This window comes from Streptomyces cinnamoneus (assembly GCF_002939475.1).
Classification (GTDB): Bacteria; Actinomycetota; Actinomycetes; order Streptomycetales; family Streptomycetaceae; genus Streptomyces; species Streptomyces cinnamoneus_A.
In genome coordinates, this window is sequence record NZ_PKFQ01000001.1 from 1,385,364 (window position 1) to 1,405,667 (window position 20,304).

General features: G+C 73.7%; 21 protein-coding genes. 8 read left to right on the plus strand and 13 right to left on the minus strand.

What is annotated here, in order from left to right:
- Window positions 1–3: 3 nt before the first annotated feature.
- The 5 genes from CYQ11_RS05500 to argC are packed head-to-tail and all read right to left on the minus strand — an operon-like array spanning window position 4 to window position 4,439.
- Window positions 4–1,209: an acetylornithine transaminase gene (locus tag CYQ11_RS05500; protein WP_099197719.1), complete on the minus strand. Its 1,206-nt coding sequence runs from the start codon at window positions 1,207–1,209 to the stop codon at window positions 4–6.
- The gene (gene argB, locus CYQ11_RS05505) at window positions 1,206–2,123 is read right to left on the minus strand and encodes an acetylglutamate kinase (RefSeq protein WP_099197720.1); all 918 of its coding nucleotides are present in this window, start codon (window positions 2,121–2,123) and stop codon (window positions 1,206–1,208) included. Before argB ends, CYQ11_RS05500 begins: the two co-directional genes overlap by 4 nt.
- Window positions 2,120–3,271 carry a bifunctional glutamate N-acetyltransferase/amino-acid acetyltransferase ArgJ gene (gene argJ / locus CYQ11_RS05510; RefSeq protein WP_099197721.1) on the minus strand — a complete coding sequence of 384 codons (1,152 nt, stop codon included), beginning with the start codon at window positions 3,269–3,271 and terminating at the stop codon, window positions 2,120–2,122. The genes argB and argJ overlap by 4 nt, the downstream gene beginning before the upstream one ends.
- The gene (locus CYQ11_RS29420; protein ID WP_181143589.1) at window positions 3,268–3,414 is read right to left on the minus strand and encodes a hypothetical protein; all 147 of its coding nucleotides are present in this window, start codon (window positions 3,412–3,414) and stop codon (window positions 3,268–3,270) included. Before CYQ11_RS29420 ends, argJ begins: the two co-directional genes overlap by 4 nt.
- A complete protein-coding gene (gene argC / locus CYQ11_RS05515) occupies window positions 3,411–4,439 on the minus strand; it encodes an N-acetyl-gamma-glutamyl-phosphate reductase (RefSeq protein ID WP_099197722.1) in 1,029 nt (342 codons plus the stop codon). Before argC ends, CYQ11_RS29420 begins: the two co-directional genes overlap by 4 nt.
- A 209-nt stretch (window positions 4,440–4,648) precedes the next feature.
- On the opposite strand from argC, the gene CYQ11_RS05520 reads away from it, so the two are divergent.
- Both CYQ11_RS05520 and CYQ11_RS05525 read left to right on the plus strand, forming a co-directional pair.
- A complete protein-coding gene (locus CYQ11_RS05520) occupies window positions 4,649–5,296 on the plus strand; it encodes a TMEM175 family protein (protein ID WP_099197723.1) in 648 nt (215 codons plus the stop codon).
- Between the two features lie 205 nt (window positions 5,297–5,501).
- Window positions 5,502–6,725 (plus strand): beta-ketoacyl-[acyl-carrier-protein] synthase family protein, encoded by a 1,224-nt coding sequence (locus CYQ11_RS05525; RefSeq protein WP_099197724.1) that lies wholly within the window; start codon window positions 5,502–5,504, stop codon window positions 6,723–6,725.
- A 41-nt stretch (window positions 6,726–6,766) separates the two neighbouring features.
- Here CYQ11_RS05525 and CYQ11_RS05530 read toward each other — a convergent pair whose 3' ends face one another.
- Both CYQ11_RS05530 and CYQ11_RS05535 read right to left on the minus strand, forming a co-directional pair.
- Window positions 6,767–7,432: a response regulator transcription factor gene (locus CYQ11_RS05530; protein ID WP_099202184.1), complete on the minus strand. Its 666-nt coding sequence runs from the start codon at window positions 7,430–7,432 to the stop codon at window positions 6,767–6,769.
- 27 nt (window positions 7,433–7,459) lie between these two features.
- Window positions 7,460–8,599, minus strand: coding sequence for a sensor histidine kinase (locus tag CYQ11_RS05535; protein WP_104650966.1), 1,140 nt, complete (start codon window positions 8,597–8,599; stop codon window positions 7,460–7,462).
- A 157-nt stretch (window positions 8,600–8,756) separates the two neighbouring features.
- Here CYQ11_RS05535 and CYQ11_RS05540 point away from each other — a divergent pair, with 157 nt between their 5' ends.
- Window positions 8,757–8,999, plus strand: a complete 243-nt coding sequence (locus CYQ11_RS05540) for a hypothetical protein (RefSeq protein ID WP_099202183.1) — start codon at window positions 8,757–8,759, stop codon at window positions 8,997–8,999.
- Between the two features lie 14 nt (window positions 9,000–9,013).
- On the opposite strand, the gene CYQ11_RS05545 is transcribed toward CYQ11_RS05540, so the two are convergent.
- Window positions 9,014–10,453, minus strand: a complete 1,440-nt coding sequence (locus CYQ11_RS05545) for an MFS transporter (protein WP_099202182.1) — start codon at window positions 10,451–10,453, stop codon at window positions 9,014–9,016.
- Between the two features lie 117 nt (window positions 10,454–10,570).
- On the opposite strand from CYQ11_RS05545, the gene CYQ11_RS05550 reads away from it, so the two are divergent.
- A complete protein-coding gene (locus tag CYQ11_RS05550; protein WP_099202181.1) occupies window positions 10,571–11,506 on the plus strand; it encodes a LysR family transcriptional regulator in 936 nt (311 codons plus the stop codon).
- Here the strand turns inward: CYQ11_RS05550 and CYQ11_RS05555 are convergent.
- Window positions 11,503–12,948, minus strand: a complete 1,446-nt coding sequence (locus CYQ11_RS05555; RefSeq protein ID WP_099202180.1) for an aminotransferase-like domain-containing protein — start codon at window positions 12,946–12,948, stop codon at window positions 11,503–11,505. The genes CYQ11_RS05550 and CYQ11_RS05555 overlap by 4 nt on opposite strands.
- Between CYQ11_RS05555 and CYQ11_RS05560 the strand changes: the two genes are divergently transcribed.
- Both CYQ11_RS05560 and CYQ11_RS05565 read left to right on the plus strand, forming a co-directional pair.
- Window positions 12,947–13,894, plus strand: coding sequence for a DMT family transporter (locus CYQ11_RS05560; RefSeq protein ID WP_099197492.1), 948 nt, complete (start codon window positions 12,947–12,949; stop codon window positions 13,892–13,894). The two genes, CYQ11_RS05555 and CYQ11_RS05560, sit on opposite strands and share 2 nt — an antisense overlap.
- Before the next feature lie 81 nt (window positions 13,895–13,975).
- Window positions 13,976–14,176: a DUF1918 domain-containing protein gene (locus CYQ11_RS05565; protein WP_099197491.1), complete on the plus strand. Its 201-nt coding sequence runs from the start codon at window positions 13,976–13,978 to the stop codon at window positions 14,174–14,176.
- Between the two features lie 10 nt (window positions 14,177–14,186).
- Here CYQ11_RS05565 and CYQ11_RS05570 read toward each other — a convergent pair whose 3' ends face one another.
- A complete protein-coding gene (locus CYQ11_RS05570; protein WP_099202179.1) occupies window positions 14,187–15,431 on the minus strand; it encodes a glycoside hydrolase family 10-like protein in 1,245 nt (414 codons plus the stop codon).
- A 194-nt stretch (window positions 15,432–15,625) separates the two neighbouring features.
- Between CYQ11_RS05570 and CYQ11_RS05575 the strand changes: the two genes are divergently transcribed.
- Together CYQ11_RS05575 and CYQ11_RS05580 are read left to right on the plus strand one after the other, a co-directional pair.
- Window positions 15,626–16,495 (plus strand): 3-hydroxybutyryl-CoA dehydrogenase, encoded by an 870-nt coding sequence (locus CYQ11_RS05575; protein WP_275666509.1) that lies wholly within the window; start codon window positions 15,626–15,628, stop codon window positions 16,493–16,495.
- 178 nt (window positions 16,496–16,673) lie between these two features.
- Window positions 16,674–16,931, plus strand: a complete 258-nt coding sequence (locus tag CYQ11_RS05580) for a hypothetical protein (RefSeq protein ID WP_099202177.1) — start codon at window positions 16,674–16,676, stop codon at window positions 16,929–16,931.
- Window positions 16,932–16,954: 23 nt separating this feature from the next.
- Here CYQ11_RS05580 and CYQ11_RS05585 read toward each other — a convergent pair whose 3' ends face one another.
- The 3 genes from CYQ11_RS05585 to CYQ11_RS05595 all read right to left on the minus strand — a co-directional run bounded on the left by CYQ11_RS05585 (window position 16,955) and on the right by CYQ11_RS05595 (window position 20,157).
- Window positions 16,955–17,485, minus strand: coding sequence for an NUDIX hydrolase (locus CYQ11_RS05585; protein ID WP_099202176.1), 531 nt, complete (start codon window positions 17,483–17,485; stop codon window positions 16,955–16,957).
- A 57-nt stretch (window positions 17,486–17,542) separates the two neighbouring features.
- Window positions 17,543–18,880: a tetratricopeptide repeat protein gene (locus tag CYQ11_RS05590; protein ID WP_099202175.1), complete on the minus strand. Its 1,338-nt coding sequence runs from the start codon at window positions 18,878–18,880 to the stop codon at window positions 17,543–17,545.
- Between the two features lie 89 nt (window positions 18,881–18,969).
- Window positions 18,970–20,157 carry a PP2C family protein-serine/threonine phosphatase gene (locus CYQ11_RS05595; protein WP_099202174.1) on the minus strand — a complete coding sequence of 396 codons (1,188 nt, stop codon included), beginning with the start codon at window positions 20,155–20,157 and terminating at the stop codon, window positions 18,970–18,972.
- Between the last annotated feature and the right edge of the window lie 147 nt (window positions 20,158–20,304).

The window sequence follows — 20,304 nt, forward strand, 5'->3', positions numbered from 1 at the left end:
TCGTCAGTCTCCGGATCGTCGTTCCTCGTGGGTCCCGTCGGCGACGGCGTCCAGGACGCCGGGCAGCGTCTGGAGGAACGTCTCCACCTCATCTTCGGTGATGATCAGGGGAGGGGCCAGCCGCACCACGTGAGGTGCGACCGCGTTCACCAGGACTCCGGCTTCCTGAGCCGCCTGCTGCACTTTTGGTGCGAGGGGCTCGGCAAGGACAATACCCAGCAGCAGGCCCGCGCCACGGACGTGGTCGACCAGGGGGTGGGCGAGCGCAGCGATCCCGTCACGCAGCAGTTCACCGGTGTGCTTGACGCGGTCGAGGATTCCGTCGGCCTCGATGGTGTCGAGGACGGCGAGGGCGGCCGCGCAGGAGACCGGGTTCCCGCCGAAGGTCGAGCCGTGCTGACCAGGCGTCAGCAGGTCGGCGGCGGGGCCGAAGGCGAGGGTGGCGCCGATGGGAAGACCGCCGCCGAGGCCCTTGGCGAGGGTGACGACGTCGGGCTCGACGCCCTGCGCCAGATGCTCGAACCAGTGACCGGTGCGGCCGATACCTGTCTGGATCTCGTCCAGGACGAGCAGGGTTCCCGTCGCACGGGTGATCTCCCGCGCGGCGGTCAGGTAGCCCGGTGGGGGGACGACGACGCCGTTCTCGCCCTGCACCGGTTCGAGCACGACGAGCGCGGTGTCGGTGGTGACGGCCGCGCGGAGCGCCTCGGCGTCCCCGTAGGGCACATGGGTGACGTCCCCGGGCAGCGGAAGGAACGGTTCCTGCTTGGCGGGCTGGCCCGTCAGGGCGAGGGCGCCCATGGTGCGGCCGTGGAAGCCGCCCTGGGTGGCGACCATGTGCGTACGGCCCGTACGCCGGCCGATCTTGAACGCGGCCTCGACCGCCTCCGCGCCCGAGTTGGAGAAGTACACGCGTCCGGGCCGGCCCGCCAGCCGCAGGAGACGCTCGGCCAGCAGGACGGTCGGCTCGGCGGTGAAGAGGTTGGAGACGTGGCCGAGCGTGGCGATCTGGTCCGAGACCGCCCGGACGATCGCGGGATGGGCGTGGCCGAGGGCGTTGACGGCGATGCCGCCGACGAAGTCGGCGTAGCGCTTGCCGTCGGCGTCCCACACGGCCGTGCCCTCGCCGCGCACCAGGGGTACGCGCGGAGTGCCGTAGTTGTCCATCAGGGCACCCTGCCAGCGGCGGGTGAGGTCCGCGTTGGTCACTTGTCCCCCTGCTCCGGGTCGGGCACGACCATCGTGCCGATGCCTTCGTCCGTGAAGATCTCCAGCAGGATCGCGTGCTGGACGCGCCCGTCGATGACCCGGGCGGTGGTGACGCCGTTGCGCACGGCGTGCAGACAGCCCTGCATCTTGGGGACCATGCCGCTGGCCAGCTCCGGCAGCAGCCGCTCCAGTTCGCTCGCGGTGAGCTGGCTGATGACGTCGTCGCTGTTGGGCCAGTCCGCGTAGAGGCCCTCGACGTCCGTGAGGACCATCAGGGTCTCCGCGCCGAGCGCGGCGGCCAGGGCCGCCGCGGCCGTGTCGGCGTTGACGTTGTAGATGCCGCCGTCGTCGGCGCCGCGGGCGATGGACGAGACGACGGGGATGCGGCCGTTGTCGAGGAGCGCCCGGATGGCACCGGTGTCGATGTCGGTGACCTCGCCGACGCGGCCGATGTCCACCCGCTCGCCGTCGAGCTCGGCGAAGTGCTTGACGGCGGTCATGGTGTGGGCGTCCTCGCCGGTGAGGCCGACGGCGAGGGGGCCGTGCTGGTTGAGCAGCCCGACCAGCTCGCGCTGCACCTGCCCGGCGAGGACCATGCGGACGGCCTCCATGGCTTCGGGCGTGGTCACCCGCAGTCCGGCCTTGAACTCCGACTCCAGGCCCAGCCGGTCCAGGTGGGCGCTGATCTGCGGCCCGCCGCCGTGGACCACGACGGGGTGCAGTCCGGCGTGCCGCAGGAAGACGACGTCCTGGGCGAAGGCCGCCTTGAGGTCGTCGTCGACCATGGCGTTGCCGCCGAACTTGATCACGACCGTCTTGCCGTGATGGCGCGTCAGCCAGGGCAGCGCCTCGACGAGGGTGCGGGCCTTGGGCAGGGCGGTGTGCCGGCGGGTGGTGGGAGTGGAGCCGCTCATGAGGAGTACGCGCTGTTCTCGTGGACGTAGTCGGCGGTGAGGTCGTTGGCCCAGATGACGGCGCTCTCGGAGCCCTCGGCCAGGTCCGCGGTGATGCGGACCTCCCGGTAGCGCATGTCGACCAGGTCGCGGTCGTCGCCGATCGAGCCGTTCCGGCAGACCCACACGCCGTTGATGGCGACGTTGAGCTTGTCGGGGTCGAAGGCGGCGGAGGTCGTGCCGATCGCGGAGAGCACCCGGCCCCAGTTGGGGTCCTCCCCGTGGAGGGCGCACTTGAGGAGGTTGTTCCGGGCGATCGAACGGCCGACCTCGACGGCGTCGTCCTCGGTGGCCGCGCCCACGACCTCGATGCGGATGTCCTTGGACGCGCCCTCGGCGTCACCGATCAGCTGACGGGCGAGGTCGTCGCAGACGGTCCGCACGGCCTCGGTGAACGCGTCCTGCGGGGGCGTGACGCCGGAGGCGCCGGAGGCGAGCAACAGCACGGTGTCGTTCGTCGACATGCAGCCGTCGGAGTCCACCCGGTCGAAGGTCTGGCGGGTGGCGGCGCGCAGCGTCTCGTCGAGGCCGGCGGCGTCCACGTCGGCGTCGGTCGTGAGGACGACGAGCATGGTGGCGAGCCCGGGGGCGAGCATGCCGGCGCCCTTGGCCATGCCGCCGACGGTCCAGCCGTCGCCCTGGGCGACGGCGGTCTTGTGGACGGTGTCGGTGGTCTTGATGGCGATGGCCGCCTTCTCGCCGCCGTGCGCGGACAGCTCGACGGCGGCCTTGTCCAGACCCGTCAGCAGCTTGTCCATGGGCAGCCGGACACCGATGAGACCGGTGGAGGCGACGGCGATCTCGCCGGCGTTGTGGCCGAGGACCCGGGCGGCCTTCTCGGCGGTGGCGTGGGTGTCCTGGAAGCCGCCGGGCCCGGTGCAGGCGTTGGCGCCACCGGAGTTGAGGACCACGGCCGACACCCGGCCGCCCTTGAGGACCTGCTGGGACCACAGGACGGGCGCGGCCTTGACGCGGTTGGCGGTGAAGACGCCGGCGGCGGCCAGGCGGGGGCCCTGGTTGACCACGAGGGCCAGGTCGGGGCTGCCGCTGTCCTTGAGACCGGCGGCGATGCCGGAGGCGGTGAATCCCTTTGCTGCGGTGACGCTCACTGCATCTCCTTGTTCGCTTCTCCGCCCGCGCCGCGGTGCGGCACGGCCTTCGTCGTCTGCTGCTCCCCGGCCCCCCGGCCGGAGCGGGGTGTGCACGGCACCAGCCGCGCGAGCGCGGTGGCGAAGGCGCGCCTGATGGTCACGGCGCCACCCCGGTGGCCGGCAGGCCCAGCTCCTCGGGGAGGCCGAGGGCGAGGTTCATGCTCTGTACCGCGCCGCCGGCCGTGCCCTTGGTGAGGTTGTCGATGGCGGCGACCGCCACGATCCGGCCGGCGGCCTCGTCGAGGGCGACCTGGACGAGGGCGGTGTTCGAGCCGTAGACGGACGCGGTGGCCGGCCACTGGCCCTCCGGCAGGAGCCGGGCGAACGGCTCGTCCTGGAAGGCCTTCTCGTACGCGGCCCGCACGGCCTGCGCCGTGACGCCCGGCCGGGCCTTGGTGCTGCACGTGGCGAGGATGCCCCGCGGCATGGGCGCCAGGGTGGGGGTGAAGGACACCGTGACGGGCTCCCCGGCGACGGCCGAGAGGTTCTGGACCATCTCCGGGGTGTGCCGGTGCCCGCCGCCCACACCGTACGGGCTCATGGAGCCCATGACCTCGCTGCCGAGCAGGTGCGGCTTGGCCGCCTTGCCGGCGCCGGACGTGCCGGAGGCGGCGACGATCACGGCCTCGGGCTCGGCGAGCCCGGCGGCGTAGGCGGGGAAGAGCGCGAGGGAGACGGCGGTCGGGTAGCACCCGGGCACCGCGACGCGTTTGGCGCCGCGCAGCGCCTGGCGTGCGCCGGGCAGCTCGGGCAGCCCGTAGGGCCAGGTCCCGGCGTGCGGCGAGCCGTAGAAGCGCTCCCAGTCCCCCGCGTCGCGCAGGCGGAAGTCCGCGCCGCAGTCGATGACCAGGACGTCGTCCCCGAGCCGCTCGGCGACCTCGGCCGACTGCCCGTGCGGCAGGGCCAGGAAGACGACGTCGTGCCCGGCGAGCGCCTCGGTCGTGGTCGCCTCCAGCACGCGGTCGGCGAGCGGCGGCAGGTGCGGCTGGAGCGCGGCCAGGCGCTGGCCGGCGTTGGAGTTCCCGGTCAGGGCGCCTATGCGCACCTCGGGGTGCGCGAGGAGCAGACGCAGGACTTCCCCGCCCGCGTATCCACTGGCTCCGGCGACCGCCGCGTGTATGGCCATGTCGACCCTCCCTCGTCGAGGCATGACTATACGCAGTTGCGAAGATTTATACAACGGGGTCCGGTGCCGGTACGCTGAGATGGACCGCTTCGGCCAGTCCGTCCCCTGGTGAAGGGCCGACTGCGGCAGTCACACGTACGGACCCGCGCCGGTCCGCTCACGCGCGGCGCGCGCCGGGGAGCGGGTCGCCCGCGTGCTAGAACGGACCGGTGAGCGAAGCCCCGCAGGGCGCCGGCGAGGCTGCCCGCTCTCCGGCCGGCCACCTGGTGCCGAAGCACCGGATGCTCGCCCTCACCGACGGCGTCACCGCCATCGCGATGACCCTGCTCGTGCTCGACATCGAGCTGCCCTCGGGGCTGCGCGGCGCCGAGCTGGACCGTGCGCTCGGCGAAGTGCCCTCGCAGGTGGGGACGTTCCTGCTCAGCGCGCTGGTCATCGCCCTGTTCTGGCGGGCCCACCACGCCGCACTGGAGAGCGCGGAGCGGATCGACGTCCGGCTCTTCTGGCTCAACGTCGCCTTCCTCGCCCTGGTGTCCCTGATCCCGTTCCCCACGTCCGTCCTCCAGAACTACGGCGACCGGACCCTCGGGCCCGGCCTGTACGGAGCGGTCATCGGCACGGTCTCCCTGGTGGTGTACGCGATGGAGGTGCACGCCCACCGCCTCTCGGCCGCGCCCCGCCGGCGCCCCGTCCCGTTCCCGGCGCAGGCCCTCGTCTTCCTGCTCTCGATCGGCATCGCCCACATCTCGCCGCTCGCCGCGATCTACAGCTGGGCCGCGGCCCTGCCCCTTTCCGTGCTGGCCGACAAGGTCGCCGCCCGGCGCGCCGGGCCCGGCGCCGGGGCTCCCCCGCACTGAGCCGCCCCTCTCCACGCACGTCCCCTTCTTTCACACTCGCGGCAAGATCAAACTAGGCAGACTCTACAAATCCCCAGCAGCGGACTCCGTGCAGAGCGGCACCTGCCCACCCCTTTTCCCCTTGGCAGAGTGGTCAGCGAGTCGATCTCCCCTCGCGAACGTCCGCGAGGAGAGTTGTCTCTCTACGACAAAGGGGGTTTGTTCCATGGGTATGGACACCGACCACGTGGTGGTCACGGGCCTGGGGGCCACGACGCCGCTCGGCGGGGACGTCGCCTCGACGTGGTCCGCCCTGCTGGCGGGCCGGTCGGGGATCGGACCGATCGAGGAGGAGTGGGCGGCCGGCCTGCCCGTGCGGATCGCCGGCCAGCTCGCGGTCGAGCCGACCGCGGTCCTGGACCGCGTGCAGGCGCGCCGCATGGACCGCTGCGAGCAGGTCGCCCTGGTGGCCGCCCGCGAGGCGTGGGCGGACGCGGGCCGCCCCGCCGTGGATCCGGAGCGGCTGGCCGTGGTGATCGGTACGGGCACCGGGGGCGCGCTCACCATGCTCGCGCAGGACGACGTCCTGGAGGCCTCCGGGGTGCGGCGGGTCTCGCCGCACACGGTGCCCATGCTGATGGCGAACGGCCCCGCCGCCTGGGTGAGCATCGAACTCGGCGCCCGGGGCGGGGCCCACACCCCGGTCAGCGCCTGCGCGTCCGGGGCCGAGGCGATCGCCATGGGCCTGGACCTGATCCGTCTCGGCCGGGCCGACGTCGTGGTGGCCGGTGGCGCCGAGGCCTGCATAGGTGCGCTGCCGCTGGCCGGCTTCGCGCAGGCCAAGGCCCATTCGACGCGCAACGACGAGCCCCAGCGGGCGTCGCGGCCCTTCGACGTCGACCGCGACGGGTTCGTCATCGGGGAGGGCGCCGCGGTGGTCGTCCTGGAGCGCGCCGAGTTCGCCGCCGCCCGGTCCGCCCGGGCCCACGCGACACTCGCCGGAGCGGGCGTCACGTCGGACGCGTTCCACATCACCGCCGCGCACCCCGAGGGGCAGGTGCGGGCGATGCGCCTGGCCCTCGCCTCCGCCGGTCTGCCGCCCGAGGCCGTCGGGCACGTCCACGCGCACGCGACGTCCACGCCCAAGGGCGACCTGGTCGAGGCCCAGTCGATCGGCGAGGCCGTCGGCACGCACCCGGCCGTCACCGCCACCAAGTCCATGACCGGCCACCTCTTCGGCGCGGCGGGCTCGATGGGGGCGCTCGCCGCGATCCTCGCGGTGCGCGACGGGGTGATCCCCGCGACGCAGAACGTCGACACGCTCGACCCGGAGATCAAGCTCGACGTCGTCACGGGCTCGCCCCGGCGGGCGAGCCTGAGCGCGGCGCTCACGAATTCCTTCGGCTTCGGCGGCCACAACGCCTCGCTGGTGTTCACACCGGCGCCCTGAAAACCGGGCGGGAGCCCTCGCGGCTCCCGGGCCATCGCGCCCTAGGCCTCCCCCGCGTCGTTGACCAGGAGAGCGATCTGGACCCGGTTGTTCAGGGCGAGTTTGGCGAGGATGCGCGAGACGTGGGTCTTGACCGTGGGGACGCTCATGAAGAGTTCCGTCGCGATCTCCGCGTTCGACCTGCCCCGGCCGACCGCCACGGCCACCTCCCGCTCGCGGTCGGCCAGGGCGGCGAGGCGGCGGCGGGCGTCTGCGGCGCGGCCGCGGTGCCCGCCGTCGGAGACCTGGGCGATGAGCTGCCGGGTGACGGCCGGGGAGAGGACCGGCTCGCCGGCGGCCACCGTGCGGATCGCCTCGACGATCCGCTGCGGCGGGGTGTGCTTGAGCACGAAGCCGGCGGCGCCCGCGCGCAGGGCGCGCAGCACGTGGTCGTCGGTGTGGAAGGTGGTCAGGACGAGGACCTCGGGGGGCCGCGGGCGGCCGCGCAGCGCTTCGGTGGCGGCGAGGCCGTCGACCGTGGGCATGCGGATGTCCATCAGGACGACGTCGGGTGTGTGCGCCTCGACGAGGGCCTCCACCTCGGCGCCGTCGGCGGCCTCGGCGACGACCTCGATGTCGGGTGCGCCGCCGAGCATCAGGCGCAGCCCGGCCCGGACGATCGGGTCGTCGTCGACGAGGAGGACGCGGATCGTTGCGCGCTCGTTCACCAGGGCTTCCTCGCAGGTCGGTTCGGTTCACCCTACCGGTCGTCGCGCCGGCCACGGCAGCCATGCGCGCAGCCGGAAGTCCGCCTCGTCGCGGCCGTGTTCCAGGCGTCCGCCGGCGATGCCCGCGCGTTCGGCCAGGCCGAGGAGGCCCTGCCCCGCGCCCGGTACGGCGGTGCCGGCCCCGGGGGCCGGCGCTGCGTTGCGCACCTCCACCGCGAGCCCCTCTCCGGGGTCGCCGGTGACCGTGACGGTGACCTCCTCACGCGGCGCGTGCTTACGGGCGTTGGTCAGGCCCTCCTGCACGATCCGGTAGGCGGTGCGGCCGGTGACGGCCGGAACCTCGGGGGCGTCGCCGACCCTGAGGTCCAGTGCCACCCGCATCCCGGCCTCCCTCGACTCCCCGACCAGCCGGGGCAGGTCGGCCAGCGTGGGCTGGGGACGCTCGGGGCCGTCGTCGCCGGCCGGCAGCCGCAGCACGCCGATGATCTCGCGCAGGTCCTCCAGCGCCTGGTGGGCGCTGTCCCTGATCACCGCGGAGGCGCGCCGGATCTCGGTGGCCGGCGCGCCCGGGTTGTACTCCAGCGCCCCGGCGTGGACGCTCAGCAGCGACAGCCGGTGGGCGAGCACGTCGTGCATCTCCCGGGCGATGTCCTCGCGCACCTGCCGGCGCGCCTCGGCTCCCGCCCGCTCCGCGCGCTCCCTCAGCTCGTCGACGAGCCTGGCCCGCGAGCGCACGTACAGGCCCCAACCGAAGGCCGCCGTGACCAGCGCGAAGTAGGTGATCGCCGACCCGGTGGCGGGCAGGGACGGGTCGGGGCGGCTGCTCAGGAACACCGGGAGCGGGGCCGCCGCCACGGCGGCGACCCACCGGGTGACGCGCGGCGGCCGGTGCGCCGCGACGGTGAACACCGCCACCAGGACCGGCCCGGTGACGAAGTGGGAGAAGGCCCCCGCCACCAGCAGCACCACCGCCAGCTGGACGGGCCAGCGCCGCCGCAGGAACAGCGCGGCGCAGGCCAGGCCCCCGGCGAGCTGGTCGTAGAACAGGGCCTCCTCGGACAGGTTCCTGCCCTCCACGACGTTCTCGGAGACGGCCACCGAGAAGACGGCCGCGAAGAGGAAGAAACCGAGGTCGGCGAGCAGGGCGCGGGTGGAGTGGCGGGTCATGAGCGAAAAGTACGTCCCCCAGGTCGCGCCACGCGGACTCCTGGGGAGGGTCGATACTTTGGAACGACAAGCGGTCCGGAAACCGGCTGCTTTCGTCGAGACCGCAGGTCCCGTCGGCGGATGTCCGGCCCGGGCCGCGCTTCCTAGTCTCGACTGCATGAAGAGTCTGCTGAATGTCGCGAGTTTCGTCCTCATCGCCGGTGGTGCCAGCGGTCTGCTGCACGAGTGGCTGGGGTGGTTCCGTCTCTTCGGTTTCCTGCGCTGGCTCAGCCCGGACGGCTATGAGGTCTACACGTACGTCGTGCTCGTCGCGCTGGGGGTCGTCCTGGGCGCGGTGAACGCGTCCCTCACGCGGGAGCCGTCCGCCACGGGGGCGTCCCGCCAGGGGCCTTCCCACTGAGGCGCCGTCCGCCGCTACCGCGCCCCGGCCCGTTCGCGCGTCTCCTCCCGCTCGACCCGCGCCGGCCGGCGCACCGCGTCACCCGCGCCCGGCCGGAGCCGCAGGGCGCCGGCCACCGCCGCGAGGGACAGGACGGCGAGCAGGCAGAAGGCGACGCCGTAGGCGGTGGCGCCGCCGGCGTCCGGCAGGGCGTCGCCGACCGGGCCGCCGGCGCGCAGCGCGACCGTGGCGGCGGCGACACCGAGACCGGCCGCGGCCTGCTGGACGGTGGCCTGGAGGGTGCCGGCGTGCCGCATCCGCTCGGCCGGTACGTCGGCGAAGGCGATGACCTGATAGCACGTCAGCCCCAGGGAGCGGGCGGCGCCGCCGACCACCGCCACGGCCGCGATCAGCGCCAGCGGCGTACGGGCGGTGAGGAACGCGCAGGCGGTCGTCGTGGCGGTCACGCCGAGCCCCGCGGCGATCAGCAGGGGCCGGAAGCCGAAGCGGTCGAGCAGCCGGTTGGCGGCGGGCTTGACGGCGATGTTGCCGACGAAGACGCACAGGACGAGGGCGCCGGACTTCACCGCGCTCCAGCCGAATGCCTCCTGGAACAGCAGCGGCAGCAGGAACGGCACGGCCGCCACGACGACCCAGAAGACCGAGCCGCCGGACACCGAGGCCCGGAAGGTCGGCACCTTCAGGATCCGCAGGTCCATCAACGGCGCTTCCGTGCGCAGCAGATGCCGGGCCGACGCGGCCAGCAGCGTGACCGCGAGGCCGCCCGCGAGGGCCACCGGGACCCAGGGCGTGCCGGGCTCGGAGAGCAGGTGTGCCGTCCAGGTCAGGGCGCCGAGGCCGGTGGAGGCGAGGGCGACGCCCCACCAGTCCAGGGGCGGCACGGCGGCGCCGGCCGGGGCGGCGGCGATCAGGCGCCGGGCCACGGCGAACGCCAGGGCGCCGAGGGGCAGGTTGATCAGGAACATCCAGCGCCAGTCGGCGTAGGTGGTGATGAGCCCGCCGAGGAGGGGCGCGAGCACCGGGGCGACGAGCCCGGGCCAGACGACGTAGGAGACGATCCGCGGAATGTCCCTCTTGTCGGCTCCGGCGACCACCATCACCCGGCCGACGGGCACCATCATCGCGCCGCCCGCGCCCTGGACGATCCGCAGGGCCACCAGCTCGCCGAGGCTGGTGCTCAGCGCGCAGCCCAGCGAGGACAGGGTGAACACGGCGATGGCGGTGAGGAAGACGCGGCGCGTGCCGAAGCGGGCGGTCAGCCAGCCGCTGAGCGGTATGAGGACGGCGAGGGTCACCAGATAGGCGGTGACGACGAGGCCGATCGCGGTGGGGGCGACGTCCAGGGACGCGCCCATGCGGGGCGCCGCCGTCGACACGATGGTGCCGTCCAGGTTCTCCATGAAGAAGCAGCCCGCTACCAGGAGCGCGGTGTTGCGGTGCTTGGCGTCGATCATCGGTCCCCTCGCTGTTCTCGGTCCCGCTCATCGTCGGGCCGGGCGAGCAGTGACCACAAGTTCCGAATCGCCAAGGCAGAATTGACTCTCACGCAACTGATCGCGAGGGGGACCCCGATGCACCTGCCGGACATGAACCTCCTGCCGGCGCTGGACGCCCTGCTGCGCGAGGGCAGCGTCACCGGGGCCGCCGCCCGGATGAGCGTGTCGGCCTCCGCGATGAGCCGGACCCTGGGCCGGCTCCGGCGTGTGCTGGGGGATCCGCTGCTGGTGCCCGCCGGGCGGGGTCTGACCCTCACCCCGCGGGCACTGGAGCTGCGGCCCCGGGTCGAGGCGGCGCTGGTGGGCGCGCTGGCCGCGCTCCAGCCGGTGCAGCCGGTCGACATCGCGTCCGTGGAGCGGCGGTTCACGCTCCGCACGAACGACGGGCTGGCCGTCGTCCTGGGGCCCGCGCTCGCCGAGCGCGTCGCCATGGAGGCCCCCGGCATCCAGTTGCGCTGGCTGCCCGAGGGCGACGAGGACCCGGCGGACCTGCGCGGCGCCATCGACCTCGACATCGGGCACCTGCCCGACCTGCCGCACGACGTGCGCAGCCGCCCCCTCGCCCGGCACCGCCACGTCGCCGTCTGCCGGGCCGGCGCGCCGCACGCCGACGAACCGCTGACCGTCGAACGCTTCGCCGCCCTGCCGCACATCACGGTCACCCGGCGGGGCCGGTTCCACAGCGTCGTCGACGAAAGGCTCGCGGAGCTGGGGCTGCGCCGCCGGGTGCTGGCGACCGTGCCGACGCACATCACCGCCTGCTTCCTCGCCCTGCGGTCCGACGTACTGGCCCTGCTGGCCGCTCCCGTGGCGGCCCGGGCCGCGGAGGCCATGCCGCTCGTCGTGCGGGAGATCCCGCTGCCGCTGCCGTCGATCGCCACGGGGATGGCGTGGCACGTGCGGGTCGACGCCGATCCCGCGCACCGGTGGCTGCGGGACGCGGTGGCGCAGGCGGAGTCCCCCGGGCCGGAGGACACCCGTCCGGCGCCGGAGGCGGCTGGGGTCCGCTAGCCGGACACCTCGTCCCACGCGGCGCGCAGCCGGCGCACGCCGTCCACCAGTTCGCCCGCTCCCGCGGCCGAGGCGAAGCCGAGTCGCAGGTGGGCGGCGGGCGGCTCGGCGGCGTAGTACGGGCGGCCGGTGGTGACGGCCACGCCGGCGCGCAGCGCGGCGGCCGTGAGCGCGTCCTCGTCCATGCCGTCCGGCAGCCGGGCCCACACGTGGAAGCCGCCCGGCGGCACGGACTCCACCACGAGCTCCGGGAGTTCGCGGGTCAGGGCGGTCATCAGCGCCTCGCGGCGCACCCGCAGCTCCGCGGCGACCGTGCGCCGGTGGCGGGTCCAGGCGGGAGAGCCGACGAGTTCCAGGGCGGCCTCCTGGAGCGGGCGGGGCACGAAGAAGCTGTCGACGATCTGGATGGCGCGCAGCCGTTCCAGGACCGGGCCCCGCGCGGCCAGGGCGCCGACCCGCATGCTGGGCGAGGTGAACTTGGTCAGCGAGCAGGCGTGGACGACGATCCCGTCCGGGTCGTCGGCGACGAGGGTGGGCGGCAGCGGCGGGGCGTCCTCGTGGGCCAGTCGGCGTGCGAAGTCGTCCTCGATGACGAAGGCCCCGGCCTCGCGAGCGGCGTGCAGCACCTCGGCCCGGCGCTCGTCGGCCAGGACCGCGCCGGTGGGGTTCTGGAAGAGCGGCTGGCAGACGAAGACCCGGGCTCCGCTGGCCTGGAACGCCCGCCGCAGCAGGTCGGGCCGCACGCCCCGGGCGTCAGTGGGCACGGGCACGGGCCGCAGCCCGAAGGCGCGGGCGGCGGCGAGCATGCCGGGGTAGGTGGGCGACTCGACGAGGACGGGGGCGCCGGGCGGGGCGAGGGCGCGCAGGGCGGCCGTCAGGGCGCTCTGGCCGCCCGCCGTGATCAGGACGTCGGAGGGGGCGACGGTGCCGGCCGGGCCGCCGATCTCCCGGGCGAACCAGGCCCGCAGCTCGCCCACGCCCTCGACGGGCGGCCGGCCCCAGGCGCCGGGCCGCCGGCCGGCCCGGCCCAGGGCCGCCGCCAGGGCGCGCTCGGGCTGGAGGGCCGGGCTGAGGTAGCCGCCCTTGAGCTCGACGACGCCCGGGGGCGGCTCGACGAGGGTGACGACGATGCCGGAGGCGTCCACGGAGCGGGGCACGGCCTCCTCGCCCGCCTCGGCGCTGAGCGCGACCTGCTGCCAGGAGGTGTCGCCCGCCCTGGTCAACGGGTGGCGCGGCTCGGACCGGAAGACCCCCGCTCCGGGGCGGGTGACGACCAGCCCCTCGGCGGCGAGGCAAGCCAGGGCCCGGGAGACCGTGACGGGGCTGGCGTGGAAGCGGTCGACGAGCGACCGACTGGACGGCAGCTTCTCACCCGGAGAGTAGCGGTCCAGTTCGTTCCGCAGAATCCTGGCCAGTTCAGCAACGCTGCTACGCTCGTGCATGAGACTGAAAGATAGCGCTACTGAACGTTCTGCGATAGCGGTCAGCACCGCCGCCACCGCCCCGGCCTCTCCCTCCGGCCACGGTCGTGCCGGGTCGGGCGGCTCGCTCCTGGCCGCCCTCGGCGTCGCCGCCTTCTCGCTGACCTTCCCCGCGACCGCCTGGGCCCTCGAAGGGTTCGGCGCGTGGTCGGTCACCACCTGCCGCCTGGTGCTGGCGGGACTGCTCGCCGGGGTCTGTCTCCTCGCCGGCCGGGTGCCCCGCCCGGTGCGCGGCCAGTGGGGCCCTCTGCTCGTCGTGGCCGGCGGCACCGTGATCGGCTTCCCGCTCCTCACCACCCTCGCGCTACGGACCTCCACGACCTCGCACGCGGCCGTGGTGGTGGGCCTGCTGCCGCTGACCACGGCCGCCTACGCGGCCGTACGCACGGGCGCCCGGCACTCGCGCACGTTCTGGGTGGCCGCGCTGGCCGGGGCGGTCGTGGTGGTGGGCTTCGCGCTGTGGCAGAGCGGCGGGGCACCGAACGCCGGCGACGGCTGCCTCTTCGCCGCCCTGCTCGTGTGCGCGGCGGGCTACTCCGAGGGCGGGCGGCTCGCCCGCGAGATGCCGGGCTGGCAGGTCGTCGGCTGGGCCCTGGTGCTGTGCCTGCCGGTGGCCGCGGCAGGAGCGGCGGTCGCGCTGACGGCCGAGCCCGTGCACCTGACCGGCCACGCCGTGGCCGGCGTGCTCTGGCTGGCGGTCGGCTCGCAGTTCCTGGGCATGTGGGTGTGGTACCGGGGCATGGCCGCCGTCGGCGTCGCCCGGGCCAGCCAGATGCAGCTCGCCCAGCCTCTGCTCACCCTCTTCTGGTCGGTGGTGCTGCTGGGCGAGGCGCTGTCGCCCGCGGCGCCGGTGGCGGCGGTGGCCGTGCTCGTCTGCATCGGGGTCACCCAGCGGGCGCGTTCCTGAGCGCGCCCTATACCGCCGGTCACCCTAGGCTGGGAGTATCCGAGTGCACCTGTTTCCTCTCCCGACGAAAGGGTCACGTCGATGCATGCGAGCAAGGGCGATCGGTTGGTGGTGCACGGCCGGGTGGTCGGGAAGCCCGACCACGTCGTGGAGGTCGTGGAGGTCCTGGGGCCGAACGGCACGCCGCCCTACCGGGTCCGGTCGGAGAACGGGCACGAGACCATCATGTCGCCGGGACCGGACTCCGTGGTCGACCACCGCAAGGCCGCCGACCGCGAGTAGCCGGGCCCGGTCAGCGCGGCGGGCGTGCGCGGTGCGGGTAGTGGTCCTTCACCACGCGCGCCATCGCGCCCACGGGGTCCGACGCGACGTACTTCGCGGAGAAGAAGACGTTGCCCAGCACCTCGGGACGGCCCCTGGCCAGGTCGAGGTGGCGGGAGAGTTCGCCCGGATCCTGCCAGGGCGCGGGCTGGGCCGGGTCGCCCGCCCGGTAGAGGGCCTCGCCGATGTAGAGCTGCACGCGCGTGCCCCGCACCGTCTCCGCCCACCACGGCAGGAGCTTGGCGTAGTCGGCGGGGCCGAAGCCGATGTGCCAGTAGCACTGCGGGACGATGTAGTCGATCCAGCCCTCGCGGACCCACCTGCGGGTGTCGGCGGCGAGGTCGTCGTAGGTCTGCACACCGGCCCGGGTGTCGGAGCCGAGCGGGTCGGTGGCGCGGTTGCGCCAGACGGCGAACGGACTGACACCGAACCGCACATGGCGTTTGCGTCTCTTTATGCGCTCCCCCGTCTCGCGCACCAGACGGTCGATGTTGTCGCGCCGCCAGGCCGCCCGGTCGGGGAAGCCGGCGCCGTACCGCTCGTAGGCGGCCGTGTCGTCGAACGTCTGCCCGGCGACCGGGTAGGGGTAGAAGTAGTCGTCGAAGTGCACGCCGTCCAGGTCGTAGCGCCAGACCGCGTCGAGCATGGCGTCCTGGACGAAGCGGCGGACCTCGGGCAGGCCCGGGTTGTAGTAGAGCTTGCCGCCGTAGGGCACCGCCCATTCGGGGTGGATGCGGACGGGGTGGGTGGGGACCAGCCGGCCCGGGTCGGTGTGGTTGGCGACCCGGTAGGGGTTGAACCAACCGTGCAGCTCCAGACGGCGCTTGTGGGCCTCGCGCACAGCGAAGGCCAGCGGGTCCCAGCCCGGCGACCTGCCCTGGGTGCCGGTCAGGTACTCCGACCAGGGCTCGTAGCGGGAGGGCCAGAACGCGTCGGCGGTGGGCCGGATCTGGAGGATGACGGCGTTGAGCCGCCGGGAGACGGCCGCGTCGAACAGGCCGAGCAGTTCGGTCCGTTGCCGCTCGGGGGACAGCCCCGGCGCGGAGGGCCAGTCGACGTTGACGACGGTCGCGGTCCACATCCCCCGGAACTCCCGCCTGCGGGTGGGCGCGGCGCCGTCCCGCACCTCCAGGGCCGCCGCCTCGCCGCTCGCGAGCATGGCCGTCATCACACTCGCCGCGACCACACCGAACCCTCTTCTGCTCATACGTCCCATATGCCGTCACCTTCCGCTTGTCCTTGCTTGTCGTCGTAAGCGTTGACGTAATCGCCGTCACACCCGTCACGCAGAGCATGCCCGCCCCGGCCCGCCCGGCACCGTGCCGCGCGGAGTAACGTCTCCATCCGAGGCGGGAGCCGGACGACCTTCGACCACCCGCGGTTTCGACGAAGATCAGCGAAAGGCACGATGTGACGGACATTGCTGTAGATCTGGCGCGCGTCGGAGTGGTGGGCTGCGGCCAGATGGGCGCCGGCATCGCGGAGGTGTGCGCCCGGGCCGGCCTGGACGTCAAGGTCGCGGAGACCACCGGTGAGGCCCTTGAGCTGGGGCGCACCCGGCTGACCAACTCCCTGGGCAAGGCCGCCGAACGCGGCAAGATCACCGAGGGGGAGCGGGACGCGACCCTGGGACGGCTGAGCTTCACCACGGACCTGGGCGAGTTCGCCGACCGCGACCTGGTCATCGAGGCCGTCGTGGAGAACGAGCAGGTCAAGACCGAGATCTTCCAGATCCTGGACCAGGTCGTCACCCGGCCCGACGCCATCCTGGCCTCGAACACCTCCTCCATCCCCCTGGTCAAGCTGGCCGTCGCCACCTCCCGCCCCGACCGGGTCATCGGCATCCACTTCTTCAACCCGGCCCCCGTGCAGAAGCTCGTCGAGCTGATCCCCGCGCTGACCACCAGCGATGAGACGATCAAGCGCGCCGAGGCCCTGGTCGGCAAGATCCTCGGCAAGCACGCCATCCGCGCCCAGGACCGCTCCGGCTTCGTGGTCAACGCCCTGCTCATCCCCTACCTCCTCTCGGCGATCCGGATGTTCGAGTCCGGTATGGCCAGCCGCGAGGACATCGACAACGGCATGGAACTGGGCTGCGCCCACCCCATGGGACCGCTCAAGCTCTCCGACCTCATCGGCCTCGACACGGTCGCCTCCGTGGCGCAGTCGATGTACGAGGAGTACAAGGAGCCGCTGTACGCCGCTCCCCCGCTGCTCCAGCGCATGGTCGACGCCGGTCGTATGGGCCGTAAGTCCGGTGCGGGCTTCTACACCTACTGATCCCGCACCGAGAGTCACCAAAAAGCCCCCACCGGCCCGGCCGGTGGGGGCATCCGTTCACACGGGGTGTGCGCCGGTGACCCGCACATACCCCCCGCACACGCTCCCGCCCGGGCCCCGCACGCGGTTGACTCGCTTCGTCGGACAGTAAGCGACTCTTCCGGAAGGAGCACTCACCGTGACCATCCATCCCGAGCACGCCGCCAAGGCGGCCGAGCTCGCGGAGCTCCGGCGCAACCTCGATGTCGGCGTCGTCCGCATCGACGGCCGGCTCGCCCTCCTCGCCCAGCGCAGCGAACAGGCGGAACGCGACCTCTGCGAGATGACCGAGCGGGTACGGGCCCTGGAGCACGGCAGATGGCCGTTGGCGTCCCTCGCCGCGCTCACCGGTCTCGCCGGCTTGGCGGTCGCCGTCTGGCAGGCCCTCGGCCGGTGAGCCCGGACCGCTTCCCGGGCACGTCAGCCCAGCCGGATGTGGTGCAGCAGCAGGAGCGCCGCCGCCATGTTGGCGGCCGGCACCTCACCGCGGGCGATGAGGTCGGGCACCAGCTTCAGCGGCACCCATTCGCGACGGTCCGACTCGAAGGCGTCCTCCGGGTCTCCGATGTACTCGGCCTCGTCCGACCAGTAGATGTGGTGCCGGGCGTCGGTCAGGCCGTTGGAGGGCTCGACCGACATCAGGTGCCGCAGCGGACCGGGCCGCCATCCGGTCTCCTCCTCCATCTCACGGGCCGCCGCGTAGGCGACGTCCTCGCCGTCCTCGACGACGCCCGCCGCCAGCTCCCAGCCCCAGTTGTCGGTGATGAAACGGTGCCGCCACAGCAGCAGGACCTCGTTGGCCGCGTTGACCACCGTGGCCACGGCGACGGGCCGCAGCCGGATGAGGAAGTGGTCGAGATGGCGGCCGTCGGGGAGTTCGACGTCCGCGAGATTGACCTGGAACCAGCGGTTCTCGTACACGGTCAGCTCGCTGAGATTCTTCCAACGCACGTGTTGCCACCTTCCGCCGAGGTGGCCACCTCCCGGGCGCTGTCCTCACAACTGCTCTCACAAGGGCACGCGCAGCGCCCCGTCTATCATCTCGGCGGCCTCGGCCGTGGCCGCGCACCCACTCTCGATCAGGTGCTCGCGCACCGCACGGAGCCGGTCCCGTAAGCGCTGCGATTCCATGCCTCTCGCCTGCTCGGTCATCTCCCGTGCGGTGGCCACCGCCTTGTCCGCGTCTCCCTGACGCAGCTCGATGTGCGTGAGCATGGCGAGCCGGTGGACACGGCCCCGGTCATGGGCGGGGGTGTCGACGGCCCGGTCCGCGTGCTCACGGGCGGGTCCGAGGTCGCCGAGGCTGAGCAGGGCCTCCGCCACCTGGACGTTCACCAGGCCGGGCTGGACGTAGCCCGTCTCGGCGGGCTCCTGACCGCGGTGGATGCGCTCGGCCGCCGACTCGGCGCGCCGGATGCAGGCGAGCGCCCCCGCGCCGTCGCCGAGCCGGGCGTAGGCCTTGGCCTGCATGGCGTAGAGGTCGGCGGCGAGCGCGGGGGTGAGGTCGTTGTGCCCGGCCCGGAGCGCGGACTCGGCGAAGGCGACGGCCTGGCGGTACTCCCCTGTGAAGAGCGACTGGTTGACGAGGAGGGCGATCACATAGGCGCCCAGCCCACGGTCGCCGCTGGCCTTGGCCAGCCGCAGCGCCTGGTGGAAGTACCGCTGGGCCAGGCCGTGCGCGTCGGAGTCGTACGCGCAGATCCCGGCGACGGCCACCAGACCGCCGGTGGCGCGGTGCAGCTGCCGGCCCATGGCGTCGGAGTAGCTGCCGCGCAGCAGGGGGGCCGCCTCGGCGTTGAGGAAGCCGACGACCCGGGTGCGGGTCGCGATGCCGCCGGCCTTGCGGTACATCTGCTCGTAGTGGGTGCGCGCGGCCCGCAGCATCGCGATGTCGTCCATGGAGACCCGGGTCAGGCCGCGCCGGGAGACGTCGGCGTCCTCCGGTGGGTTCTCCCACTCCCAGACCGGGATGACCGCGGGCGTGCCGGTGACCGCGGGGGCCCGGACGACGTGTTCGCGTTGCTGCTCGTCGGAGCGCCACAGGGCGGTGGCGCGCTCGACGAAGCCGGACAGGGGGGTGCCGGAGGCCCTCGGGGTGCCGGGGGTGCCCAGGCCGATGTCGTCGAGGGTCAGGGCCCGGTGCAGCCGCTCGCCCAGGACCTCGCAGATCAGATCCGGTACCTGGCCGCGCGGCCGCTGGCCCTTGAGCCAGCGGGCGACGGCGGTGTGTTCGTAACGCAACGCCAGTCCCCGGGCCCGGCCCGCCGCGTTGATGTGGGCGGCCAGACCGGCGTGGGAGATTCCCGCCTCGTCGAGGATGGCGTCGAGCAGTGTGTTGGGCTCCATCCCTGCCCTCCGGTGCGCTCGGTGGGATCAGCGTAGTGGAGATCCCTTCGCACGGGGTGTGAACGGGCCACGGGCGGGCGCACCCGCCGTCAGGGACGGCGGCAGCAGGGCTCCAGCGGTAGGGGCGAGGGTTGTTCGGGCACGCGGACGCGGTCGTTGCGCAGCACGAGGAGCGCGAAGTCGTCCGTCAGCAGTCCGCCGGTGTGCCGCAGGAGCGCGTCCTGCACGCGGGCGACGACGGTGGCGGGGGCGGCGTGGGCGGTCCGGGCGAGGGCTCCGGACAGTGGGAAGAAGGCGCCGGTGGCGTCGCGGGCGTCCTCGGCGCCGTCGGTGTGCAGCACCAGGGCGTCGCCGGGGAGCAGCCGGTCCAGGGCGAGCACGGGCAGGTCGGCGGGGAGGGGGAACATGCCCAGCGGGGGCAGCGGGTCGCCGGGGGCCAGGGCGACGGCGCGGGGGCCGTCGGGCCCGGCGCCGGGGAGGCGATGGGGCCAGGGGTGGCCGCAGTTGAGGGCGCGGACCTCGCCGTGGGCCCCGACTTCGAGGAGGAGGACGGTCACGAACTCCTCGGCGTCCGCCCGGTCCGCCCCGCCCTGGCCGGGGCGCGGCGGCTCGGTGCGGTCCCGGTCGCGCAGATGGCGGTGGAGGGCGCGCTCCAGACGGCGCAGCACGCCGGGCAGTTCGGGCTCGTCGTGGGCGGCCTCGCGGAAGCTGCCGAGGAGGGCGGCGACGGTGGAGAGCGCGGGCAGGCCGTGCCCCCGGACGTCTCCCATGACGACGCGCACGCCGTGCGCGGTGGCCTGCACCTCGTACAGATCGCCGCCGACGAGGGCGCCGTGGCTGGCGGAGAGGTGCCCGCCGGCGAGGGCGAGGCCGTCGAGCAGGGGCGGCAGGGGGCGCAGGAGGGCGCGCTGGGCGGTGACCGCGATCTCCTTGACGCGCTCCAGCTCCTGGGTGAGGCGCCGCCTGCGGCCGCTGGTGAGGTAACTCGCGACGACGACCGCGAGGATGGCGCAGCAGGTGCCCAGCCGGGACCCGGGGGCGGTGCGCCAGGAGGGGCCCAGCGGCAGCAGGGCGAACAGCGCGCAGGCGCCGCCCAGGACGACGCACTGGCGGCGGCCCGTACCGGCACAGGCGATGGCGGGGGTCGCGGCGAGGAGCTCGACGAACCGGGTGCCCAGGGGGCTCAGGAGTTCCCAGAGGACGACGGCGAGCACCCACAGGCCGGGCAGGACGAACACCACTGCCCGCCGGCAGCGAACCACCCGTGTTCGGATCATGCCGTCGGCCCCCCATAGCAGCAATGACGGGCTCGATTCTTGCGGAGCGCTCCGCCGGAAGTAACGACCCTGACCCCTGATTCCACTCCAATGAGTGATGCGGGGGTTGTGCCTCCCTGACGAGGCGTGACGTGCGAAGGGGCGCCC